Here is a 20,651-nt window from a genome sequence, read left to right as displayed (position 1 = left end):
GATGGCAAGAACACGGCGGAATTCGGCTGAAACACTGGAACTGAAGATCGAGCTGGCAGAGAAAAAGGCAGAAAAGACACGAATCGCTCATGAAAAGGCGATCGACGAGCTCAAAAAGCTGTATGATATACGCAGGGCAAAACAAAGGGATATGATCCTGAAGGCTCTGGAAAGCAGCGCCCATTCCCTTGATGAGATCCTGACTTTCATAAACTCTCCGAAGAATGAGGAGGAAGAAGCTGATGCATGAGTATTCGAGAATCCTGATTGAGGAATACTGTTTCACCCACAAAACGAAGAAAGCGGAGATTCTCTCAAGGCTGGTGGAGATGTCCTATGACCTTTCCGCGGAAGACACCGACGCGGATGCGATTGATCTCGAAAGTTTGATTCAGCGCGAACGGAATCCGGAGCTGAAGGAAGCTCTCATCGACCTTGATGACTTTCTCTTCAACTATTGATTCGACAGTCAAAAGCTCTTTAGGGTACTTTTTCCAGGAAGTTCACAAATGAGTTTTAGTTGCAAAATATCTGGAAGTTCACAGAGGACAGCAATCCGACGTATCGGTACTGATTGACAATACCCTATCTAATAGGGTATATTCTTTTATATACAAGTGAAAAGAGATTCAACATAGATGATCGCCATGCTAGAAGAACAGGCAAGAGAACTACATGGAGGTGATGGGGATGAATGAAATCTATGACAGCATCATGCGTGGCCTTCAGGAAGCTGTTGATGACGCCAAAGGGAAAAGAAAGCTTCAAAGAAGAATTGTTTCTGTGACGCCAGTAAAAACGTACACAGCTAATGAAGTAAAGGAGATTCGAAAGAGGACAGGAATGTCTCAGCAGTTGTTTGCTGAGTACATGGGAGTTTCTGATAAAACAGTGGAAGCATGGGAGTCAGGACGAAATCATCCAGCTGGAAGCTCAAGCAGGCTCCTTAGCATGATGGAAGAGAATGACAATCTGACAAAGGAATATCCTTTTGTTGAAGTTAAAGCGTAAAGAATAGAATGTTTTTTGCAAGCCCTATTTGAAGAAAAGTATCTCCTGCTTCCAATCTGCTGCACCGCGACGGCCTTTGCTATTCATTATAGGAACATGGAAATATCTCTATCGAAGAAGATCCGGAAAACGTCACCATTTAATATTGAGAAGAGGTCAATTCATAAAGGATTGCCTTTATTAAGTCTGGCAGAGGCTGTTCCCTTATGTTAATATGAATTTCATGAGATACCTACTGTAATTTCTTTATAAAAGTCACAGAATATTTTTTGCGTGGAGGAGGGTATAACATGGCAGAAGGAAAACGTACACGTCGCAGTCGCTCAGAGGTATTGCAGAGCAAACTGGAAAAGTTAAAGGAAGATCAGGTAAAGTATACACAGAAACTTCAGGTAATAGACGATCAGATAAAGCAGATCGAAGATGAACTGAATGAACAGCGTGTGGACGAAGTAATGGCAGAGATTACGGCACAAGGACTTACCATAGACCAGGCACTGGAAAAACTTCGTTCCTGACATTCGATATGCCTGTGAATGCTTCATGAAGGAATTGCTGAAGGCAATCGAAGCAAGCCCACGATCCTACGACGAGATCATAAAATTCCTTGCCGGAAAATCGGATTTAGACGAGGAATGAGGGCTCATGCAGCTTTGAGGGTTAATTTTTCAGGAAGTTGACGGGAGCACAATATGAATCGCTTAATGAAAGCTATGTGATCTTCATCACAGAAAATGATGTGCTGGGGAAGAGTCTTCCGATTTATCACATTGAGCGCATGATTGCGGAAACCGGAGAGCCGTTTGAAGATGAAGAGCATATCGTTTATGTGAACTCACAGATTAAAGATGAAACTTCTTTCGGAAAGCTGATGCATGATTTCGCTTGTACCGAAGCAAAGGACATGTATTATCATGTGTTGGCGGATCGGGTCCGATATTTTAAAGAAGACGAGAAAGGAGTGACGGCTATGTGCAAGGCGATGGAAGATATGAGAAATGAAGCAAGAGCTGAAGGTTCAAAAGAAAACGCCGTTCGTTCGGCTCGTGAGATGATCAAAGACGGAGATTTAAGCTATGAGAAGATAGCTCAATATTCAGGACTAACCGTTGACGAAGTAAAGGAACTGGCAACCAAACAGCCCGCATAAAAATTTAAATCATCTTTTCTAAGGAAGATCCCTTCTGTGGGGGTCTTCTTTTTTGCCTTTTTCGGATGGGTTGTAAACGGTAAACAATCCGTGTAAATGGAAACGACCGGAAGATCGGAGATGAGAAATCCCAGCTGTAGTTGAAGAGATGTATTTGTGCGGTGGTGCGGATGCGATAACTGGCGTTGAAGATATATGTAATCAATGATATAATTTGCATATAGATTTGTTGGGAGGTGTTTGACATGATGACTTTGAAGGAATCCATCAGACCATCGGCTGATCTACGAAATCATTACAATGAGATCTCAAAGCAGTGCAAGGAGAACCGAGAGGCAGTAATTATTACAGTGAATGGCAGGGGCGATACCGTTTCAATCTCCTATGAAGAATATCAGAATATGAGAGCCCGGATCGAATTGCTGGAGCTTCTGGCACAAGGTGAGGACGACGTGAAGAACGGTCGTGTGGCTCCGATTACGGAAACATTCGATGATCTGAGGAAGCAGCTTCAGGTGCGCTAATGGAAAAGTACGAGATTGTAAGAACAGATACCGCAGATGAGGGAATCCGGCGCATTATACTTTATGTTGCACAGAATTTTGGAGCGGAGGTTGCGCTGAAAAAACTGGACGATATGGAGAAAAGTATTCTGTCTCTAGGGGACAATCCCTCTGCAGGAGTTGATCCGCGATATCTGGTGTTGAAACGCGAAGGATATAAGGTCCTTATTCTGGAAAAGGACCTTATATTCTATAAGATAGACGAAAATAGAAGAAGAGTAATTGTGTATGCGGTCGTCGATCAGAGACAGGATTATTTGAACGTTATTCTTGGACTGTGAAGTCCGTAAGCATGAGACTTTTCAAAAAGGACTGCTGCGGAATGAAAGATATTGATGAAATTCAGTAAAGGAATATTTTTATATGGATACACATGATATGGATCAGTATATTGCTTCACATCTGGAGGAAGCATTGGCGAAGGGATGGGTTACACCTTATTTTCAGCCAATTATCCGTACAATAACGAATAGTTTTGCGGGTGCCGAGGCGCTTGCCCGTTGGGAAGATCCGGTATTTGGTCTTTTAATGCCGGGGACCTTTGTGCCGATCCTGGAACAGAAGGGACTGATCTATAAGTTAGATTGCTTTATCCTGAAGAAAGTGGCGAAGCTGCAGCGGAACCGGATCGACGCGGGTCTTCCTGTCGGACCGATTTCGGTTAATCTGTCACGACAGGATTTTGATCACGTGGATATGGCTGCATATGCGAAGAAGGTTTGCGATACGTACAATATTCGCCGCGATCTGATCGTGCTGGAGCTTACCGAGAGTCTGCTGGTCACGGACAAGGAGAAGATGACGTCAGTCGTCAGAGAGCTTCGGGCCGAGGGATTTGCGATCTGGATGGATGATTTCGGGAGCGGCTATTCTTCCCTGACCTTTCTGAATGACTATACGCTTGATCTGATTAAACTGGATATGGGCTTTTTGAAGTCCTTTACACATACCTCCATGGAAATCATGAAAAGTGCCGTCAGCATGGCAAAGAATCTGGGCATACGGACACTTGCGGAAGGGGTTGAGACAGAAGAACAGGCACACTTTCTGAAAGAGATCGGATGCGACATGATGCAGGGGTATTATTTCTCGAAGCCGCTGCATATGCAGGAGGTGCCGGAATTTCTGCGTCATATGAATATGCCTTCGGAAGTGATCGAATGGAAGGACTTCTATGACCGGGCAGATGCCTGCGTGATTGACAGCGACGTGCCGCGGGCGGTCATGGAGTACGACATAACAAATGATTATATTCATTATCTGTATATCAACAGACATGAAAAGGAGCAGCTGCGCAGTATCGGACGTGTTCACAGAGAAAATTCGGAATTTGTCCTGAATGTCAGGAATACTTCGCTTCATGCCAGACTGCTGGAGTTCTACGGTCATTTGCTTCGGGGTGACGGAAGCGCTTCCCTGTATGTATCGGACAATTCTTTTTTTGTCCGTCTGGATGGAAAAATGATCGTTAAACAGGATAATCGATGCGTATTTCTCCTGTCTATCGTCAATATTACCGAGGAACGGACGCAGAAGATCGGTGAAGTACTCTACAAATCGGTATCGGATATTATGCTGTTGTTTGATGATGTCCATGTGCTGAACCCGGAACAGGATACTGCGGATACTGTGCTCAACAACTTCGGCATTGAAGGCGGCCGCACGGACCATGATCCGCTTCGCAAGGGGCTTGAGGTCTTTTGCCATCATATGATTTTTCCGGAGGATCGGGAACGTTACTGGGCTTTTGCTGATCCTGACACGATGATTGAACGGTTACGGAAGGCTCCGGACGGAGTATGCCGCGATTACTTTCGTGTGCTGCATACCGCCGATAATCAAAAAGGAAGCTTTGAATGGAAAGAATTCAATCTTCTGCTGATTCCCGGTTCGGAAGAACAAAAGGTTCTTTCCTGCATCAAGAATGCAGAGCCAACCGAAGATAGAAAATTCGTTTGGGACTGCTGATTCAGGCGTTTTCAAAACTGCCGCCTCCTTGTAAATGACGAATGGATCAGAGTGACTGAGGCTTTTGAGATGGAGGTGCCCATGGAACTGATTCGATTTGAGCATGTGTACAAGACCTATGGTAAGGGAGAGGGACAGGTCCATGCCCTCGCTGATGTTTCTTTTACGGTGAAGGAAGGAGAGTTCTGTGTCCTTCTGGGTGCCTCCGGCGCCGGCAAGACGACGCTGCTGAATCTTCTGGGAGGCATGGACCGGGTAAGCTCCGGTACCATCCTCTTTGGCGATCAGGAGGTTTCCGCCATGAAGGAAAGGGAACTTGTGGATTACCGGCGCAGGGAGGTGGGTTTTGTCTTCCAGTTCTACAATCTGATTCCCAGTCTGACCGCTCTTGAGAATGTGGAGATTGCGGCGATGCTCTGCGACCATCCGATTCCGGCAGAAAAAGCTCTGGACATGGTCGGTCTTTCGAAGCGGGCAGGAAATTTTCCTGCGCAGCTTTCCGGCGGGGAGCAGCAGCGGGTCGCGATTGCCAGAGCGCTTGCGAAGAATCCGAGGATGCTTCTCTGCGATGAACCGACAGGTGCGCTGGATTTTGTGACCGGCAAGGCGGTACTTAAGATGCTGTATGATCTCGGCAGAGAGAACGGGACCACTGTGCTGATGATCACGCACAATTCCGCGATCGCCCAGATGGCGGACCGGGTTCTCAGAATTCAGTCAGGGCGGATTGTGGCAGATGCTGTGAATGAGCATCCGAAGAAGGCGGAGGAACTCGAATGGTGAGACAGTGGAAGACGGCCGGGAAGCTGGCGCGCCGCAGTATTCTCGCCCAGAAAAAGAGATATTTCGCGATTCTTCTGATTGTGCTGCTGTCCGTGGGTTTTCTCTCCGGGCTTAAGGTGACAAAGGAGCAGATGTGGGACGCGGCAGGGCGGTACCTTGCGGCAACAAACATGTATGATTACAGAGTTTATTCCACACTTGGCTTTTCCAAAGAGGATATCGGGAAGCTGGGAGAGGTTACCGGAATTTATGACGCGGAAGGGGAGAAGACGGCGGATATGATCTTCGATTTCGCGGGGACGGCAAGGGATTATCAGGTTCTGTCGATTCCAGAGAGAATCAACGTTCCGAGTCTGTACGCGGGGCGCCTTCCCGGGAAGGATACCGAATGCCTCGCGGATCATAGAGCCTTCTCGGAGAGCGATATCGGAAAGACCATCAGGGTTTCTTCGGACAATGACGCGGAGACAGGGAATCTTCTCAGCCATAAGACCTATACGATTGTCGGGCTCGTGAACTCGCCGCTGTTTCTTTCTTCCGACAGAGGAAGCGCTCCCGATGGAAAGGGTGAGCGCGCGGGTTATCTCTACCTGCCTCCGGATAATTTCACCTCGGATTTTTATACCGGGGCAGATCTCGTTCTGAATCCGGACAGTGAAGAGAAGGAGCCGGATGCGATATTCGGGAATGCGTATGAGGATCTGACGGCAAAGTATAAGAACAGCGTGAAGGAGGAGGCGAAGGAGCTTTCGGAGAACCGGTACGAAAGCATTCTCTCTGAGATCCGGGAAGCCGCGGCACAGGCTGCGATGTCAGCGGGAGCGTCCGAAGACCCGGCAGCAAATACTGCAGCGTCGGATGGGATGTCGGCTGCGGCAGATGCTGTGGCGGCGCCAAAGGTATATGTGCTCACCCGCGGCGAGAACGCGGGGTATGTGAGCTTTGAGAGCGACACCTCGATCATCCATTCGATTGCGGATATCTTCCCGCTGTTTTTCATATTAATCGCGCTTCTGGTATGCATCACGACCATGCTGCGGATGGTGGAGGAGGAACGCGGACAGATCGGAACGCTCAAGGCTCTCGGGTATTCGGAAGGTGCGATTGCCGGAAAGTACATGCGGTATGCGTTAAGTGCCGCTGTTCTGGGATGGGCGGGAGGCTTTTTTCCGGGAACCTTTTTCCTGCCCCGGGGTTTCTGGGCGGCATATTCTACGCTTTACGACTTTATCGGGCTCCGGTACCTTTTTGATGGAAGACTGGCGATCGTGACGCTTCTGGTAACGGTTCTGTCGATCGGAATCGGCACTATGGCGGCCTGTGTGCGGGTGATGCGGGAGACGCCGGCATCGCTGATCCGTCCGAGGTCGACGAAACCTGGAAAGCGGATTCTGCTTGAGTACTGCACGCCGGTCTGGAGGAGGCTGTCATTTCTCCGAAAGGCGACGCTCCGGAATATGCTTCGGTATAAGATCCGGATGATTATGATGCTGGTGGGTGTCGGCTGTTCGGGCGCTCTGGTGGTCACTGCGTTTGGGGTCCGGGACTCGATGGTTCATGTCGGAAGTCAGCAGTATGACGGAATTCAGACCTATCAGCTTGAATGCGCGATCGATACAGCTCAGAGGTCTCTGACGGACATTATGAAGGAGGTAGAAGAAGAGAAGGACGTCACAAAGGTTCTGCCAGCCTTCAGCAAGGTTCTGGATGTTTCGTCGAAAACCTCTTCCATGAGCTCGGTCAGTCTTTACGCCTTCGCGGACAGGGCGGACCTGTCCGGCTTCTGGAAGCTGTCAGATGTGTCGGACGGCGGAACGCTGGTCGTGCCGGAGGATGGTTCGGCGCTTGTTTCCAGGCGGCTCTCCGAGAAGCTCGGCCTGTCAGTGGGAACGAAATTTACGGCTTCCGGACAGACGCTGCGGGCGGGACACACCTTTGTCAACTACATTGGAAATTTTATTCTGACTTCGCAAAAAACAGGTGAGGATCTCTTCGGAGAGGCAGGCCCGAACACGCTGCTGATCTGCACGAGGAATCTTTCTGCCGGACAGGAGCAGTCTCTGAGCGAGAAACTGGGGATGATAACCGGTGTGACCGGTATCACAAGGCTCTCCGAGAGCCGGGCCAAGGTGGACGGATCTGTCGCCTGCCTGAATTATATCATCTGGCTGCTCATTGCCTTTGCCGGAGCGCTGTCCTTCATCGTGATCTTTAATCTGACCAACATCAACCTTGAGGAGCGGAGCCGTGAGATCGCAACGGTCGAGGTGCTGGGGTTCACCCCCGGAGAGGTGCGCTTCTATGTGCTCAGGGAAAATCTGGTGCTTTCTTTTATTGCGGGGCTTCTGGGAATTCCGCTGGGGATTCTCTGTACACATATGGTGGTGAGCCGGATTCTGCTCGACAATATGACGTATCAGATTGCGGTGCGGCCGTTCAGCTGTGTGCTGGCACTTATCATTACGGTGCTGTTTGCGGTGATCGTGAACGTTCTGATGCGGCGGCAGATTCGCCGTATCAACATGGCCGAGTCGCTCAAGGCGGTAGAATAAAGGAAGATTCGGAATTCTTAGGGCGTGTCTTCCGCCGTATGATGGATCCGGCGTAGATAATCATTTGTATTGATTCGTATGAATTGAGCAGGGGCAGGAAATATCCTGCCCCTGTTTCTTGCATCTGTTTTCCATAGGAAACCGTTGTCAGATTCCGATATTGTCGGCGTAGTTCTTCAGAAATACTGCCATCTGTCCGCGCTTGCAGCTTACGTTCGGACTGAATTTGCCGTTGCCGGTTCCGCTTGTGATGTTGTTGTCCTTCGCCCAGGCGATCGCACGTGCATAGATGTTGTCAGAGGAAACATCTGAGAAGCCGGGTTCAGACGTCGTCACTTCGGGTCTTCCCGCCAGGTTGTAGAGGAACTGTACCATCTGAGCTCTGGTGCAGGGGTTTTTCGGGCTGAACTTCCCGTTGCCGCTTCCCGAGGTTATTTCATTCTCCGCTGCCCATGAAACGGCAGTTGCGTAGTAGTCGGTGGAGGAAACGTCTTTGAAGGAGGCCGGGGTTGAAATGGATGGCTTACCTTTCATATTATAGAGGAACAGAACCATCTGACCGCGAGAGCAGTTATTGTCAGGGCCATAAAGATTGTTGCCTATGCCGTTTGTGATACTCTTCTCACGCGCCCAGTATACGGAATCAAAGTAATAGCTGTTCAGGTTCGGCACATCCTCAAAGAGTGTTTCGGAAAGGTAATTCGCGTAGGCACTGATTCTGTTTCTGTACTCGTCCGTGGTATAAGCGTCGGATTCACCGGCCCAGTGAAAAGACTGTCCCATCGTTACGCCATAGGGATTGGATCCAAGCTGCGTGATCGCAAAACCGGTTGTGGTATAGGAGGGATCGATGATATTCAGGTAATGACCGATTTGCTGCTGATCGGTGACTCCGGAATCATATGCCGCCTTCTCCTGGTCATACCATCCGGTGAAGGGATCGGGATATCCCCAGGAAAGATTCTCCCCCATATTAAACTGCATCGCGTGCTGCAGGTTGTCCTTGGACCAGTTGACATCTGCCTCCTCACAGGCCATCAGAACGTCGGTCACCTTCAGAGCGGAAAGACCGTGCTTAGCGCGGAGAGCATTGCACTCGTCAATGAATTGAAGGCTGTTGTATACATTGTTCATATCGGTGGCGTCGCCATATGCACCTGGTGTGGTGGAGGACGCATAAGTGCTATTAAAGATGGCATTCAGGGCATCGGTGGAATGATAATAATCAAACAGACCGACGGAACCCAGCAAAAATCTCGCAGAGGCAAGTCTCGCGGCTTTCGCTTCCTCTGGGGTGCCTTCCGGATAGAGCTCATCCGGATCGAGGTTTGATTCTGTCACATCGTCCGTTCCGGTTAGCCCCTCGGTATCAGATTCTTCATTCGTCCCTGCCTGGGCAGGTGCGTCCGCCGTGTTGTCGGAGTCAGCCGGATTTCCCGCCCCGACAATTGTGATATCGAAGCCCGTGGACCCGGGCGCGCTGCCGAGGTCAAAATCTGCTGCCTGTACCGTCACCGTACTCATTGCGATTGACAGGGCAAGTGCTGCTACAACTAGTTTTCTTTTCATAAAGTTCTCCTCCCTTTCTAAATCACCCGGCATGAACGATGCAGGGCTCGCGATGCATATATTAGAACGATATATGGCTACAAGAATTTTACCACGAAAAGAGAAAAAAGACAGGAGATTCGAGAAATGTAAAATAAATATACCTGAATTGTAATATGTGGCAGGAATTTAAACGGATAAACTTTTAACGGCAAGGGGATGCTCCGGCAAAGGTACGGTACAATCTTAGCCGTTCTGGTGGTGCGTGAACGGTAATATGATGCGTCAGGATTGAGGACGGGTCACAAAAAGTTCAGTGTATTTAATCGTTATTTGTGTTATAATTCTTGCAGCCGGTAACCACTGTGCGATATATAGTGCCACATAATGTATAAGCTGCGGATTGCTCCGTGCTTCGCACTCTCGCAATCCACAGGCATTCGCAATCGCATACAGTACATTCTACACTGGAGGTATTGTCATGGAGAAACACAAGCAATTTGGAATTCTTGCACTGGTATGTATGCTGTTGACGTTCTTTTCCGGAATCTGCAAGCCGATCCGAAAGGTACATGGCTGCTTTGGATGTCTTACGCTGCTGTTTATGATCGGAGCTGTGATAAGTGGTCATTCAATGCTCAGCAAGACTGACGCGGATGGAGATGAAGGCGAAGCAGTGGAGAATGCATGAACATATCGATGCAGTATCATTTCGCGGAAGCGTATGAGCCTTTTTACTTCTCCTTCCTGGCGATTTGCCTTTCCGCTTACTGTTTCTGTCGGATATGCTTCGTGCACAGATCCGAGGGAGCAGATCATCGATGTGAAAAAGCGCGCCGATGAAGTTCTGTATCAGGACAAAAAGGTGCAGAACGCGGGCGTAATTGAATGATTATCTGATTCTAAAAAGTATAAAATTTCTGTCAAATTCCCCGTTTTTCTTGACGGGGAATTTATTTTGTTGTATTCTGAATCCGAAAATGACTGATGGTCAGTTATGCAGGAGGTACATGCCATGTATTACAGCAGTGGAAATTATGAAGCATTTGCGACACCTGAGAAACCGGAAGGAATTGAGAAGAAACATGCGTATATTATAGGAACAGGCCTTGGAGGCCTTTCGGCTGCATGTTATCTGATCCGGGACGCACAGATGCCGGGAGAGAATATCACCCTGTTCGAGTCACTTCCGCTTGCGGGAGGTTCGTGCGACGGTCTGCATGACCCGCAGAAGGGATACATCATGCGCGGCGGCCGTGAGATGGATAATCATTTTGAATGTATGTGGGATCTGTTCCGGTCCATTCCCTCCATTGTCAATCCCGGAGAAACGATTTTTTCGGAGTATTACAAGCTGAACAAGGAGGATCCGAACTATTCCCTCTGCCGTGTAACGGAGAAGCAGGGACAGGATGCTCACACGGATCGGAAGTATGACCTGAACAAGAACGCGGAGAAGCAGCTGCTGAAGCTGATGTTTGCCAGCGATGAGGAGCTGGCGGACAAGACCATCGACGATATGTTTGATGATGATTTTTACCGGACAAACTTCTGGATCTACTGGCAGACCATGTTCGCGTTTGAGAAATGGCACAGTGCTCTCGAGATGAAGAAGTACATGCAGCGCTATGTCCATCACATCGACGGACTCCCGGATCTGAGTGCGCTGCACTTCACACGATACAATCAGTATGAGTCGATGATCCTTCCGATGGTGAAGTATATCCAGGATGCCGGCGCGGTGATCCAGTACAATACACAGGTGACGAATATTGTCTGCGACTGCAAGCCTTCGCGAAAACAGGCTGTCAGACTGGAGTACACACAGGACGGAGAGGATAAGGCCATTGATCTGACTGAGGATGATCTGGTCTTTGTGACAAACGGTTCGCAGGGCGACGGTTCTGCCTACGGCGATCAGACGCATGCGCCTGAGATTCAGATCGAGAACGGACAGGGCCCGTCTGTGGAGCTGTGGAAGAAGCTGGCGGCTCAGGATGACGCCTTCGGTCATCCGGACGTATTCTTCCGGGACATCAAGGAGACCAGCTGGGAGTCCTGGACGGTGGATACGGCGAACAAGGAGATTCTGGAGGCCATCGAGAAGATCTGCCACAGAGATCCGCTCTCCGGAAAGGTAGTAACCGGCGGAATCGTGACAGCGAAGGATTCCAGCTGGCTCATCAGCTGGACAATCAACCGCCAGGGTCAGTTCCAGGATCAGCCGGATGATCACTGCCTGATCTGGGTTTACGGACTGAACTGCTGGGATGACTGCGGCGACTATGTCCAGAAGCCGATGTTCATGTGCAGCGGCCGTGAGCTCTGTGCGGAGTGGCTGTATCATCTCGGAATTCCTGCAGATCATATCGATGAGCTTGCGGACAAGGAGTGCAACACCACCCCATGCATGATGCCTTACGTAACGAGTTTCTTTGAGCCGAGAAAGTATGGCGATCGTCCGCTCGTGGTTCCGGAGGGATCCGTGAATCTGGCCTTCCTCGGACAGTATGCGGAGACTCCGCGGGATACGGTATTCACGACAGAATACTCCATCCGCACAGGTATGGAAGCGGTCTATACCCTCTGCAAGGTAGACCGGGGAGTTCCGGAGGTGTGGGGATCCATTTATGATATCCGCGATCTGATCACTGCAGGTGTGAAGATGAACGACGGCAAGATGATTAAGGACTGGCCGATCGGGGCAGGTGAGAAGGCGGCCATCATGGGCGCTCTGAAGCTCGCGCGCAACACGGATCTGGAGACGCTTCTGATCCGTCTCGGAGCGGCAGAGGAAAAGGACTTTGAACCGGTGATCGACAAGAAGAAGGCTGCCGAGGCGGTGGAAGACGTGAAGAACAGCGCGGTCACCAAGGCTGTCGGAGCGGCTGTCGCGGTTGCGGCAGGCGTGACGGCGCTGAAGCATCTGAAGAAGAAATAATTTAAGGAAGCATGACTCCGGGAAGAGATGATCCCCGGAAGCGTGATTCCGGAACATAATGATCCCGGAATATGATAATTCCGGGATTTATGGAGCAATGACGAAATTGGCAAGGGTCAGCAGAAAACCTGCCATTTCGCCATTGCTTTTTTCTGCGAGAAAGCTGAGCATTGCGTGATACTTCTGATTATTGAGCTCGACGCTGAAATCAAAGGCCGGATGCTTCGCGTCGACTTTGCGGATCACGTCAGTCAGGATCGCATAAAGACTGAAATCCTGCCTGAGGGAGTACTGATATTTGTTCACGGCGATCACAGAGTCCTTCAGCAGATCCTGCATATCCTTGTCGATGCGGAGGAGTGCCAGCTGTTGATCCGGATTGAGGACAATGACGGCTCTTGCCAGAAGAAGAGGCTGATGATTCTGCGGATTCTGATAGCGGAAAGGCAAATTATTCACGAGACTCACCTCAGCCATGGTCTGATAGAAGCGGTCCGTATCTTCGTCTGTAACGTTGCTGACGAAAGGACTGCCAATCAGATCCTTGAGCGGGATCGGTCTGCTGAAGAAAAAGCCCTGAATGAAGTTCATACCCCATTGCTGTGCATACCAGAGCTGTTCTCTGGTTTCAATTCCCTCCGCGATCATCATGCTGCCGGTCTCATGGCAGAGATCAACGATGCTTTGAATGATGATTTTGGTTCGCTGATTCGAGAGATCCCGGAAGAAGGACTGGTCAATCTTCACGCCCTGGACCTCATAATTATGGAAGGCGGACAGAGAAGATTCTCCGACACCGAAATCATCCATCCACACCCGGTAGCCGTGCTCGTTCAGCTGCTTCACGGCATCATGAATCAGATTTGTCTCCGCGAAGGCGGATTCCGTGATCTCGAACTGAATCTGTTCCCTTGGGATCTCATAACGCGAGACAATGCGCTCGATTTCCTCCGGCATATTCATGATTTTGAAATCGGTCTGAGACAGATTAACATTGACAAAAAGCTTTCTCGGGAACTTATCGCTGTATTTCCGGATATCCCTGCACACCTGTTCCAGAAGGTACAGATCGAGACGGTAAGCCTCGAAGCTTTCTTCCAGGTAAGGAACATAATCAGCGGGAGAAATCATGCCCTTCTCCGGATCGATCCACCGGCTCAGTGCCTCAAATCCGCAGGTGGTTCCGGAAAGGGATCCGACGATCGGCTGGTAGTACGGAACAAAATGGCCTGCCTCCAAGGCAGCGATGAAATTGTTGTGTACAAAGTTTTCCCTCGCACGTTTCTGCTCCAGTACTGCATCGTAGATGCAGAGATAGTTGTCGCCTGAGGTGACATTATATGCCTGATTTGCCGCATATCTCGCGTTGTACATACCGGTGATGAAGTCTGCAGGAGCGTCAGTATCGTGATGGTGATAAATTCCGGCACGGAGAATGACAACCCGGCTGCTTTCCAGAGCGGCGACGTCGGACTGAACTTTTCGGATCCGGTCCGTGAATTCAGAATCCGGGACTGTCGCATACAGTACAAAATGATCCAGCTCGCGGGTGAAGAGGATCGAGTCGGGAAAATTCCGCAGGAGTGTATTAAGAATGGCCTGAAGGATGATTTGTCCGTTCCGGGTGCCAATGGTTTCATTGATTTCCGCAAAACGGTTGACGTTCAGATAGGCAATTGACCATGATTTGCCTGCCATTTTATTCTGGGTGAAAAATTTTACGGCGTCATCCGTGTTTTTTATGGCAGCTGGGGATAGAAGCTGGTCTGTCATCATCCGGATCGAGGCATTGACCAGAGACAGCGTCCCCTGCATCGTGCCTTTTCCGTCGCTTTTTGCCTTATAGAGGTAATTGTCGGCGATTTTTATCAGAGCGCGCAGATCGGATTCCGCATGAGGAATACCGACACAATATCCGATGCTGCAGGTAAAGGGGTGATCATCCCCGGTTTCCGCGCAGGAATTCTGGAACTCGCGGAGTTTCTGGCTGAACGACTGGGCATTGTCCCTGGAGATGATCAGAAACTCATCTCCGCCATATCGATAGCAGCGATCCTCGTAATCATGAAAAACATGTCTGAGTTTTTTCCCGGTCTTCTCGAGCACCTTGTCCCCGTATTCATGACCGTAATTGTCGTTGTATTGCTTGAAGGAATCCAGATCGATCAGTGCCAGAGACAGCTTCTGGTTGATGTAGCCGGGAAAATCCTTCCGCAGCGCATAGCGGTTAAGAAGGGTGGTAAGCGCGTCTGTCCTGCTCTTGGTGTAATAGAGATCCCTCTTGCTCTCAATGGAGAACAGCATGCCTTCTGTATGAAGAAAGGAAATCCAACGGACCCAGTTGACAAAGCCGCAGATCAGATGCAGGGCAATGATATCGACCAGATCCTGCCACGCAATATTATGATGCAGGAAGCACAGAACAAAGATCATCGACACAATGTTGATCGCGGCATTCCGGATAAAAGACGGAATATCCGAGAGCGGCAGCAGATAGACGATGATCGTGACAAGAATGTATTCAAAGAAAAAACTGCTGTTCTTCTGAGTGGTAAAAAAGGTCATACTTGACAGAATCATGTTGATGCCGCAGAAGAGATGGAAGATCAGCGCGGCATGACCGCGTGTGATATCATCCCCGGGCCTTTTCTGCTCATACAGCACCAGCCGCAGGAAGACAACGTTGGTCAGAAACAGGATAAGGTAGGCAGAGGTGGCGTTGACACCGGAGAGCACATAGCCCTTGTCTAAGGATAAAACAGAGCCGATCACTCCGATCAGTGCGAGTATGCAGAGAAGAATACACGCGGTGATGCTGTAAAATATGCTGTTTTTGAGGATATCAGACTTAAGGCGGGGATCCTTGTCTGCAGAAAGATCCAGGTCTCTCCCGACGATTAATTTTGCCAGCCTTTGCAGAAACTTCTCTCTACGTACTTTCATAGATTCTCCGGTAAAACACGATGTGATAATTGTGCCACAAACTGTATGAAACGAGATAAAACACGCTGCGCGAGTTTTATCTCGCTATCGCGATGCTCGCCGCACACGAATACTTCGCATTCGGCTGCGGCTCACTGTTCGCGTAAATAAAAACTATTTTTATTATAGCATTATTAGAGGAAAGTGTGTACATGTAAGCATCGGAAAAGCCTGATATGTACCCGGAAGAAACCTGGCATATACTTGAAAGAAATTTGACATAAGTATTGGAATAAACCTGGTATAGTTGTACCGGAAGTGCTGTTTTTTTTTTTTTTGGGGGGGTCTTCTAATTCTTAAGACTTCGTTCGCCGTTTTATGGTATACTGATAGATAAGCTTGTAAGCTTGTTGAAAAATAGAGGAGCCTTATGAAAACACTTGCAGTTTTCCTGGCGTATTCGAAATGGAAATATAATTATGCGTGAAAAAATATCTTTCTTCTTTCAAAAACTTAAGCTTACGATTTTTCCGGATGTTTCGAGAAATGTGAAGGATGAAATCATCCGGGATAATGTCTATCGCCTGAAGAAGATTTCAGCTGCGGTTACGGCAGTTGAGATTGTGATTCTGACCCTGTTCTGCGTTCATTACTATTTCGCTGTTCTGCATTATTGGCGGAGTGTGATCAGCGCCCTGACATGTATTTTGGTAAGTGTATATATCACGGTGCATATGACAAGAATTTCGCGGAATGAGATCAGCCTGAATAAGCATCTTCTGCGCGAAAATGTGATTATCATTCTTTATTACGGAATTCTGGTTTTCTGGGGTATGGCGGCGTCGCTGCGCCATTATGTGTCCGGAGAGCAGATGCTGACCTTTTTCATAGTGGAAATTGTGTTTACCTGTTTCGTTACGATGCCTCCGCTGATGAGTATCGCTCTGATTCTGTCGGCACACGGTATTTTCTTCATTGCTCTGGAATTGGAAGACGGAGCGGCGAGAATCAGTTTCCTGAATTATCTGGCACTCGCTCTGCTTCTATGCGCCGGCATGATCACCCGCTACCACATTGAAGTAAGGCAGATCCGGCAGTGTATAGAGGTGGAGAACCTGAATAAAAAGCTGGAGATCCTTTCCATGACAGATGCTCTGACGGGTATCGGAAACCGGATGGCTCTCCGGACAGTTTTTCAGAATTATGTCGGCGGTCAGGTCGCCGTAATGATGGCGGATGTCGATTATTTCAAACGGTATAATGATGAAGCGGGACATGAGGCGGGAGATCAGGTGCTGATGTGCGTGGCGTCTTTGCTCACGCGGTATTTTCCGAGAAATTGCTGCTTTCGTTATGGAGGAGACGAATTTCTGGTTCTCATGAAAACGGATCAGTCGGAGGAGTTTCAGCACCGTATTGACAGCTGGCAGGATGCTGTTTCAGCCGCCTCCGTTCCCGGAATTTCAGTCCCGATCCGGTGCAGTGCCGGATTCGTAGTAGAAAGAGTGGAAAGCGAGGAGGAGCTCAGAAGGCTGGTTCACAAGGCGGACAGGGAGCTCTATCTGGTAAAGGAAACGCATCACAAGAGCGTACGCGGAAGAAGGTGAACGGAGAAGACAGCCGGTTAAGCTGTTTTCCCGTGTGCTGTTCTTACCGGGTACGCTCTTGATGATTTCGCAGCGGAGAGGGTATTCTGTTAAGGATCAGAGGGCTTCGTTCAGGGAATCCCGGATTGCTTCGGCAAGGCTGGTCAGATCGTCTTCCTGTTCTTCCTTCATCGAGGAGGCGAGCGACAGCCTTTCGTTCAGGATGGTCATGTCCTTCAGCTCGTTGTTGAGGAAGTCCTGCATCAGATCCCCTGACTTGCATGCCCAGGAGCCGTTTTCGATGATGGCGAAGGTTCGTTTCTGGAGGTTCAGCGCCTTCATATCCATCAGATAGTTGTGCATCACCGGATAGATGCCGAGGTTATAGGTGACCGAGGCCAGGACGATGTGGCTGACACGGAAGGTCTCGGAGATCAGGTAGGATACGTGTGTGTTCGACACATCGTATACGACCGTGTTGGTGACGCCGAGCTCCGCCAGCTTTGCGGCCAGCGCCTGGGCAGCCGCCTCGGTATTGCCGTACATGGAGGCGTAGCAGATCATGACCGCCTTCTCCTCCGGCTCATAGGTGCTCCAGTGCTGGTATTTGTCCAGCAGATAGTCAAAATCGCTGCGCCACACCAGTCCGTGAAGCGGGCAGATATATTTGATCTGCGGAAGCAGGGGAGCTGCCTTCTTCAGAAGCTTCTGAATATGCGGACCGTATTTCCCCACGATGTTGGTGAGATAGCGTCTGGACTCGTCGATCCAGTCGCGGTCGTAATTCACCTCGTCATTGAAAAGCTTTCCGTCCAGAGCGATGAAGGAGCCGAAGGCGTCCGCGGAGAAGAGAACGCCGTTCGTGGTGTCGAAGGTGACCATTGCCTCCGGCCAGTGCACCATCTGTGCCTGCACGAAGGCGACGGTATGATCTCCGAAGCAGGCAGTGTCGCCTTCCTTCACCTCAATGGTTTCGTGTCCGTCCGTGTGAAAACCGAACTGATGCATCAGCATAAATCCTTTTTCCGTGCAGTAGATGCGGCAGTCGGGGTAGCGGAGCAGTACCTCCTGAAGAGATGCCGCGTGGTCAGGCTCCAGGTGGTTGACCACCAGAGCGTCGAGCTTCGCGCCGTCCAGAAGATACTCGATGTTCTCGAGCATCTGGCGGCAGGCCGACCAGTCAACGGTGTCAAAAAGTACGTTCTGCTTATCCTTCAGCAGATATGCGTTATAGCTGACTCCTCTCGGTATCGGGTGAATATTCTCGAAGAGATGAGTGCGATGATCATTCGCGCCGACCCACCACAGATTGTCCGTCACCTGTCTTACACAATGCATATGGTTTCCTCCTATATAATGATGATTCGACATGCCTGTCCTTTAATGCCATACTGATGATTCGACATGCCCGTCCTTTATATGCCTGTCTTTCGCAGATCTTCGACATGTCTGCCTTTTGCAGGTTTTCGATATGCCGGTTCTGGAATTTGTCATATCCGTTGTCTGAATCCGTGAATTATTCCACCTTTGTGAAGTTTGCCTTTGGTTCCGCGCATTCCGGACATACCCAGTCCTCCGGAAGCTTCTCGAAGAGGGTTCCTGGCCTGATGTCGGCAGCCGGGTCTCCGATGGCAGCATCGTATTCGTATCCGCATCCGTCGCATACATAGAGGCTGTACGGCGGTTTCATCTTCTTGGGCTGAGCGCGTTTGATCTTCTTCATCGGCGGAGCGGGTTTCTTCTCGCCCGTGTCGAGTGCTTCTGTAAGAAGCGGGAGAATCTCGTTCACATCTCCGACGATACCGTAATCGCAGTTCTTGAAGATCGGCGCGTTCGGATTCTTGTTGATCGCGACAATGGTGGATGCCTCACGGATGCCCTTCAGGTGCTGAACAGCTCCGGAGATGCCGCAGGCGATATACAGGTTGCCGGAGAACTTCTGCCCGGACATGCCGACGTAGCGGTTGAGCGGTACGTAGTGAAGAGTTTCGGATACCGGACGGGAGGAGCCGATGGCTGCGCCGGCGGCTGCCGCCAGATCCTCGATCAGCTTCATGTTCTCCTTCGGACCGATGCCCTTTCCTGCGGATACCACACGTTCCGCCTTCGCGATCGGGGTGTCCTTCGGGATGCCGACCGTGAAGTCATAGCCATCCTTTTTCAGATCCTTTACCAGTTCCTCGACACGTTCCTGTGCGGAGCCGTCCTTGAGGATCTTTTTTCTGCGAGCGCCGGTGACATTCGGCTGCTGCTGGAAGAGCGGAGCAGAAGCCTCCTTCGGAGCCTTTCCGAGGATCGCGGTCGAGATGACAAGACGCTGAATCTCGTTGGTTCCCTCATAGATGGTTGTGATCTTCGCGTCGCGGTAAAATCTTTCAACATCCATGCCCTTCAGGTAGCCGTTGCCGCCGTGAATCTGCAGTGCCTCGTCGCAGACCTCCACGGCGGTATCCGAAGCGTACTGCTTTGCCATTGCGGCCTCCATTGCATAGGGCTCATGGTTCTGCTTCAGCTCCGCGGCGCTGTAGACGAGCATCCGGGATGCCCGGATCTTTGTCGCCATATCTGCGATCTTGAAGGAGATCGCCTGCTGGAAGGCAATTGGCTTATGGAACTGCACGCGCTCCTTGGAGTAAGCGATTGCGCTCTCAAACGCTCCCTGTGAGATGCCAAGCGCCTGTGCGGCGATGCCGATGCGTCCGCCGTCAAGTGTGTTCATGGCAATCTTGAATCCCTGACCTTCCTGCCCGAGGAGATTTTCCTTCGGAACTTTCACATTGTTGAACAGGAGCTGGGCTGTTGCGGAGGAACGGATGCCGAGCTTGTCGTAGTGATCGCCGAATTCAAATCCGGGCATGCCCTTTTCGACGATGAAGGCACTGATGCCTCTGGAGCCGATTCCCGGCGTGGTGAGGGCGAAGATTACGTAGATGTCGGCCTCTCCGCCGTTGGTGATGAAGATCTTCTCACCGTTGAGCAGGTAATAGTCGCCCTGCAGTACAGCGGTGGTCTCCGTGCCGCCGGCATCCGAACCGGCATTCGGCTCGGTAAGGCCGAATGCGCCGAGCTTCTCGCCCTTCGCGAGAGGAACAAGATATTTCTGCTTCTGCTCCTCGGTTCCGTACGCGGCGATGGGCCAGGTTCCCAGAGAAGTGTGCGCGGAGAGGATAACGCCCACGCCGGCATCGACTCTGGAGAGCTCCTCCACGGCGATGGCGTAGCTTGTTACGTCAAGCCCTGCGCCGCCGTATTCCTTCGGGTAGGGAAGTCCCATGATGCCTAGATCGGTCATCTTGCGAACAACCTCTGACGGGAAAATATTGCCCTTGTCCCATTCGAAAGAGTATGGTTTGATTTCGGCTTCGGCAAAGGCGCGTACCTTCGCGCGGAGTTCCTCCTGTTTCTGTGTGGTTGCGTAGTTCATAGACCTGCCTCCTTTTCCTGAATATTTTTCATTTCCAAAATCAGATGAAACACAAAAATTTAAACACATTCAGAGTGAGATAAAACACATTTCGGGGTTTTCCGCCATCGCGATGCTCTTTGTATACAGCAGATGCACGGTCAATACAATTCCAACGACCCGGCTGCTGTCAGCAGCTGTCAGCAACGGTCATAAGGTAAATT

The 20,651-nt window shown here is 50.1% G+C and carries 18 protein-coding genes; 14 read left to right on the top strand and 4 right to left on the bottom strand.

What is annotated here, in order from left to right; genetic code table 11:
- The first annotated feature begins 1 nt into the window (after nt 1).
- From ACTQ3A_RS10080 to ACTQ3A_RS10035, 10 genes are all read left to right on the top strand, one after another.
- Nucleotides 2–250, top strand: coding sequence for a hypothetical protein (locus tag ACTQ3A_RS10080; protein WP_441486281.1), 249 nt, complete (start codon nt 2–4; stop codon nt 248–250).
- Entirely contained in the window at nt 243–461 is a 219-nt protein-coding gene (locus tag ACTQ3A_RS10075) for a hypothetical protein (protein WP_441486280.1), read from the top strand. Before ACTQ3A_RS10080 ends, ACTQ3A_RS10075 begins: the two co-directional genes overlap by 8 nt.
- Before the next feature lie 229 nt (nt 462–690).
- Nucleotides 691–1,011 (top strand): helix-turn-helix domain-containing protein, encoded by a 321-nt coding sequence (locus ACTQ3A_RS10070; protein ID WP_441494760.1) that lies wholly within the window; start codon nt 691–693, stop codon nt 1,009–1,011.
- A gap of 290 nt (nt 1,012–1,301) precedes the next feature.
- Nucleotides 1,302–1,529, top strand: a complete 228-nt coding sequence (locus ACTQ3A_RS10065) for a hypothetical protein (protein ID WP_441476542.1) — start codon at nt 1,302–1,304, stop codon at nt 1,527–1,529.
- Nucleotides 1,530–1,687: 158 nt separating this feature from the next.
- A complete protein-coding gene (locus tag ACTQ3A_RS10060; RefSeq protein ID WP_441494761.1) occupies nt 1,688–2,161 on the top strand; it encodes a hypothetical protein in 474 nt (157 codons plus the stop codon).
- A 245-nt stretch (nt 2,162–2,406) separates the two neighbouring features.
- Entirely contained in the window at nt 2,407–2,685 is a 279-nt protein-coding gene (locus tag ACTQ3A_RS10055; RefSeq protein ID WP_441100641.1) for a type II toxin-antitoxin system Phd/YefM family antitoxin, read from the top strand.
- Nucleotides 2,685–3,005 (top strand): type II toxin-antitoxin system RelE/ParE family toxin, encoded by a 321-nt coding sequence (locus tag ACTQ3A_RS10050; protein ID WP_441100642.1) that lies wholly within the window; start codon nt 2,685–2,687, stop codon nt 3,003–3,005. Before ACTQ3A_RS10055 ends, ACTQ3A_RS10050 begins: the two co-directional genes overlap by 1 nt.
- An 82-nt stretch (nt 3,006–3,087) precedes the next feature.
- Complete coding sequence (locus ACTQ3A_RS10045; RefSeq protein ID WP_441494762.1) at nt 3,088–4,692, top strand: EAL domain-containing protein; 1,605 nt, start codon at nt 3,088–3,090, stop codon at nt 4,690–4,692.
- 81 nt (nt 4,693–4,773) lie between these two features.
- A complete protein-coding gene (locus ACTQ3A_RS10040; RefSeq protein WP_441494763.1) occupies nt 4,774–5,475 on the top strand; it encodes an ABC transporter ATP-binding protein in 702 nt (233 codons plus the stop codon).
- The gene (locus tag ACTQ3A_RS10035) at nt 5,469–8,027 is read left to right on the top strand and encodes an ABC transporter permease (RefSeq protein WP_441494764.1); all 2,559 of its coding nucleotides are present in this window, start codon (nt 5,469–5,471) and stop codon (nt 8,025–8,027) included. The genes ACTQ3A_RS10040 and ACTQ3A_RS10035 overlap by 7 nt, the downstream gene beginning before the upstream one ends.
- Nucleotides 8,028–8,174: 147 nt before the next feature.
- On the opposite strand, the gene ACTQ3A_RS10030 is transcribed toward ACTQ3A_RS10035, so the two are convergent.
- Nucleotides 8,175–9,596, bottom strand: coding sequence for an S-layer homology domain-containing protein (locus ACTQ3A_RS10030; RefSeq protein ID WP_441494765.1), 1,422 nt, complete (start codon nt 9,594–9,596; stop codon nt 8,175–8,177).
- Between the two features lie 460 nt (nt 9,597–10,056).
- On the opposite strand from ACTQ3A_RS10030, the gene ACTQ3A_RS10025 reads away from it, so the two are divergent.
- The 3 genes from ACTQ3A_RS10025 (at nt 10,057) to ACTQ3A_RS10015 (ending at nt 12,516) form a co-directional block, all read left to right on the top strand.
- Entirely contained in the window at nt 10,057–10,266 is a 210-nt protein-coding gene (locus tag ACTQ3A_RS10025) for a DUF6219 family protein (protein ID WP_441494766.1), read from the top strand.
- Nucleotides 10,267–10,299: 33 nt separating this feature from the next.
- Nucleotides 10,300–10,467, top strand: a complete 168-nt coding sequence (locus ACTQ3A_RS10020) for a hypothetical protein (protein WP_441494767.1) — start codon at nt 10,300–10,302, stop codon at nt 10,465–10,467.
- Between the two features lie 123 nt (nt 10,468–10,590).
- Entirely contained in the window at nt 10,591–12,516 is a 1,926-nt protein-coding gene (locus tag ACTQ3A_RS10015; protein ID WP_441494768.1) for an oleate hydratase, read from the top strand.
- A gap of 87 nt (nt 12,517–12,603) precedes the next feature.
- On the opposite strand, the gene ACTQ3A_RS10010 is transcribed toward ACTQ3A_RS10015, so the two are convergent.
- Nucleotides 12,604–15,459, bottom strand: coding sequence for an EAL domain-containing protein (locus ACTQ3A_RS10010; protein WP_441100266.1), 2,856 nt, complete (start codon nt 15,457–15,459; stop codon nt 12,604–12,606).
- A 458-nt stretch (nt 15,460–15,917) separates the two neighbouring features.
- Here ACTQ3A_RS10010 and ACTQ3A_RS10005 point away from each other — a divergent pair, with 458 nt between their 5' ends.
- Nucleotides 15,918–17,045, top strand: a complete 1,128-nt coding sequence (locus ACTQ3A_RS10005) for a GGDEF domain-containing protein (RefSeq protein ID WP_441494769.1) — start codon at nt 15,918–15,920, stop codon at nt 17,043–17,045.
- Nucleotides 17,046–17,141: 96 nt separating this feature from the next.
- Here the strand turns inward: ACTQ3A_RS10005 and ACTQ3A_RS10000 are convergent, their stop codons facing one another.
- Together ACTQ3A_RS10000 and ACTQ3A_RS09995 are read right to left on the bottom strand one after the other, a co-directional pair.
- Nucleotides 17,142–18,362: an FprA family A-type flavoprotein gene (locus ACTQ3A_RS10000; RefSeq protein ID WP_441494770.1), complete on the bottom strand. Its 1,221-nt coding sequence runs from the start codon at nt 18,360–18,362 to the stop codon at nt 17,142–17,144.
- Nucleotides 18,363–18,540: 178 nt separating this feature from the next.
- The gene (locus tag ACTQ3A_RS09995; protein WP_441100261.1) at nt 18,541–20,448 is read right to left on the bottom strand and encodes an acyl-CoA dehydrogenase family protein; all 1,908 of its coding nucleotides are present in this window, start codon (nt 20,446–20,448) and stop codon (nt 18,541–18,543) included.
- Nucleotides 20,449–20,651: the final 203 nt, after the last annotated feature.

It is taken from the genome of Bilifractor sp. LCP21S3_F8 (assembly GCF_052117805.1).
Classification (GTDB): domain Bacteria; phylum Bacillota; class Clostridia; order Lachnospirales; family Lachnospiraceae; genus Bilifractor.
The sequence above is the reverse complement of the archived record's forward strand: the minus strand, read 5'-3'. Positions and strand labels throughout refer to the sequence as shown.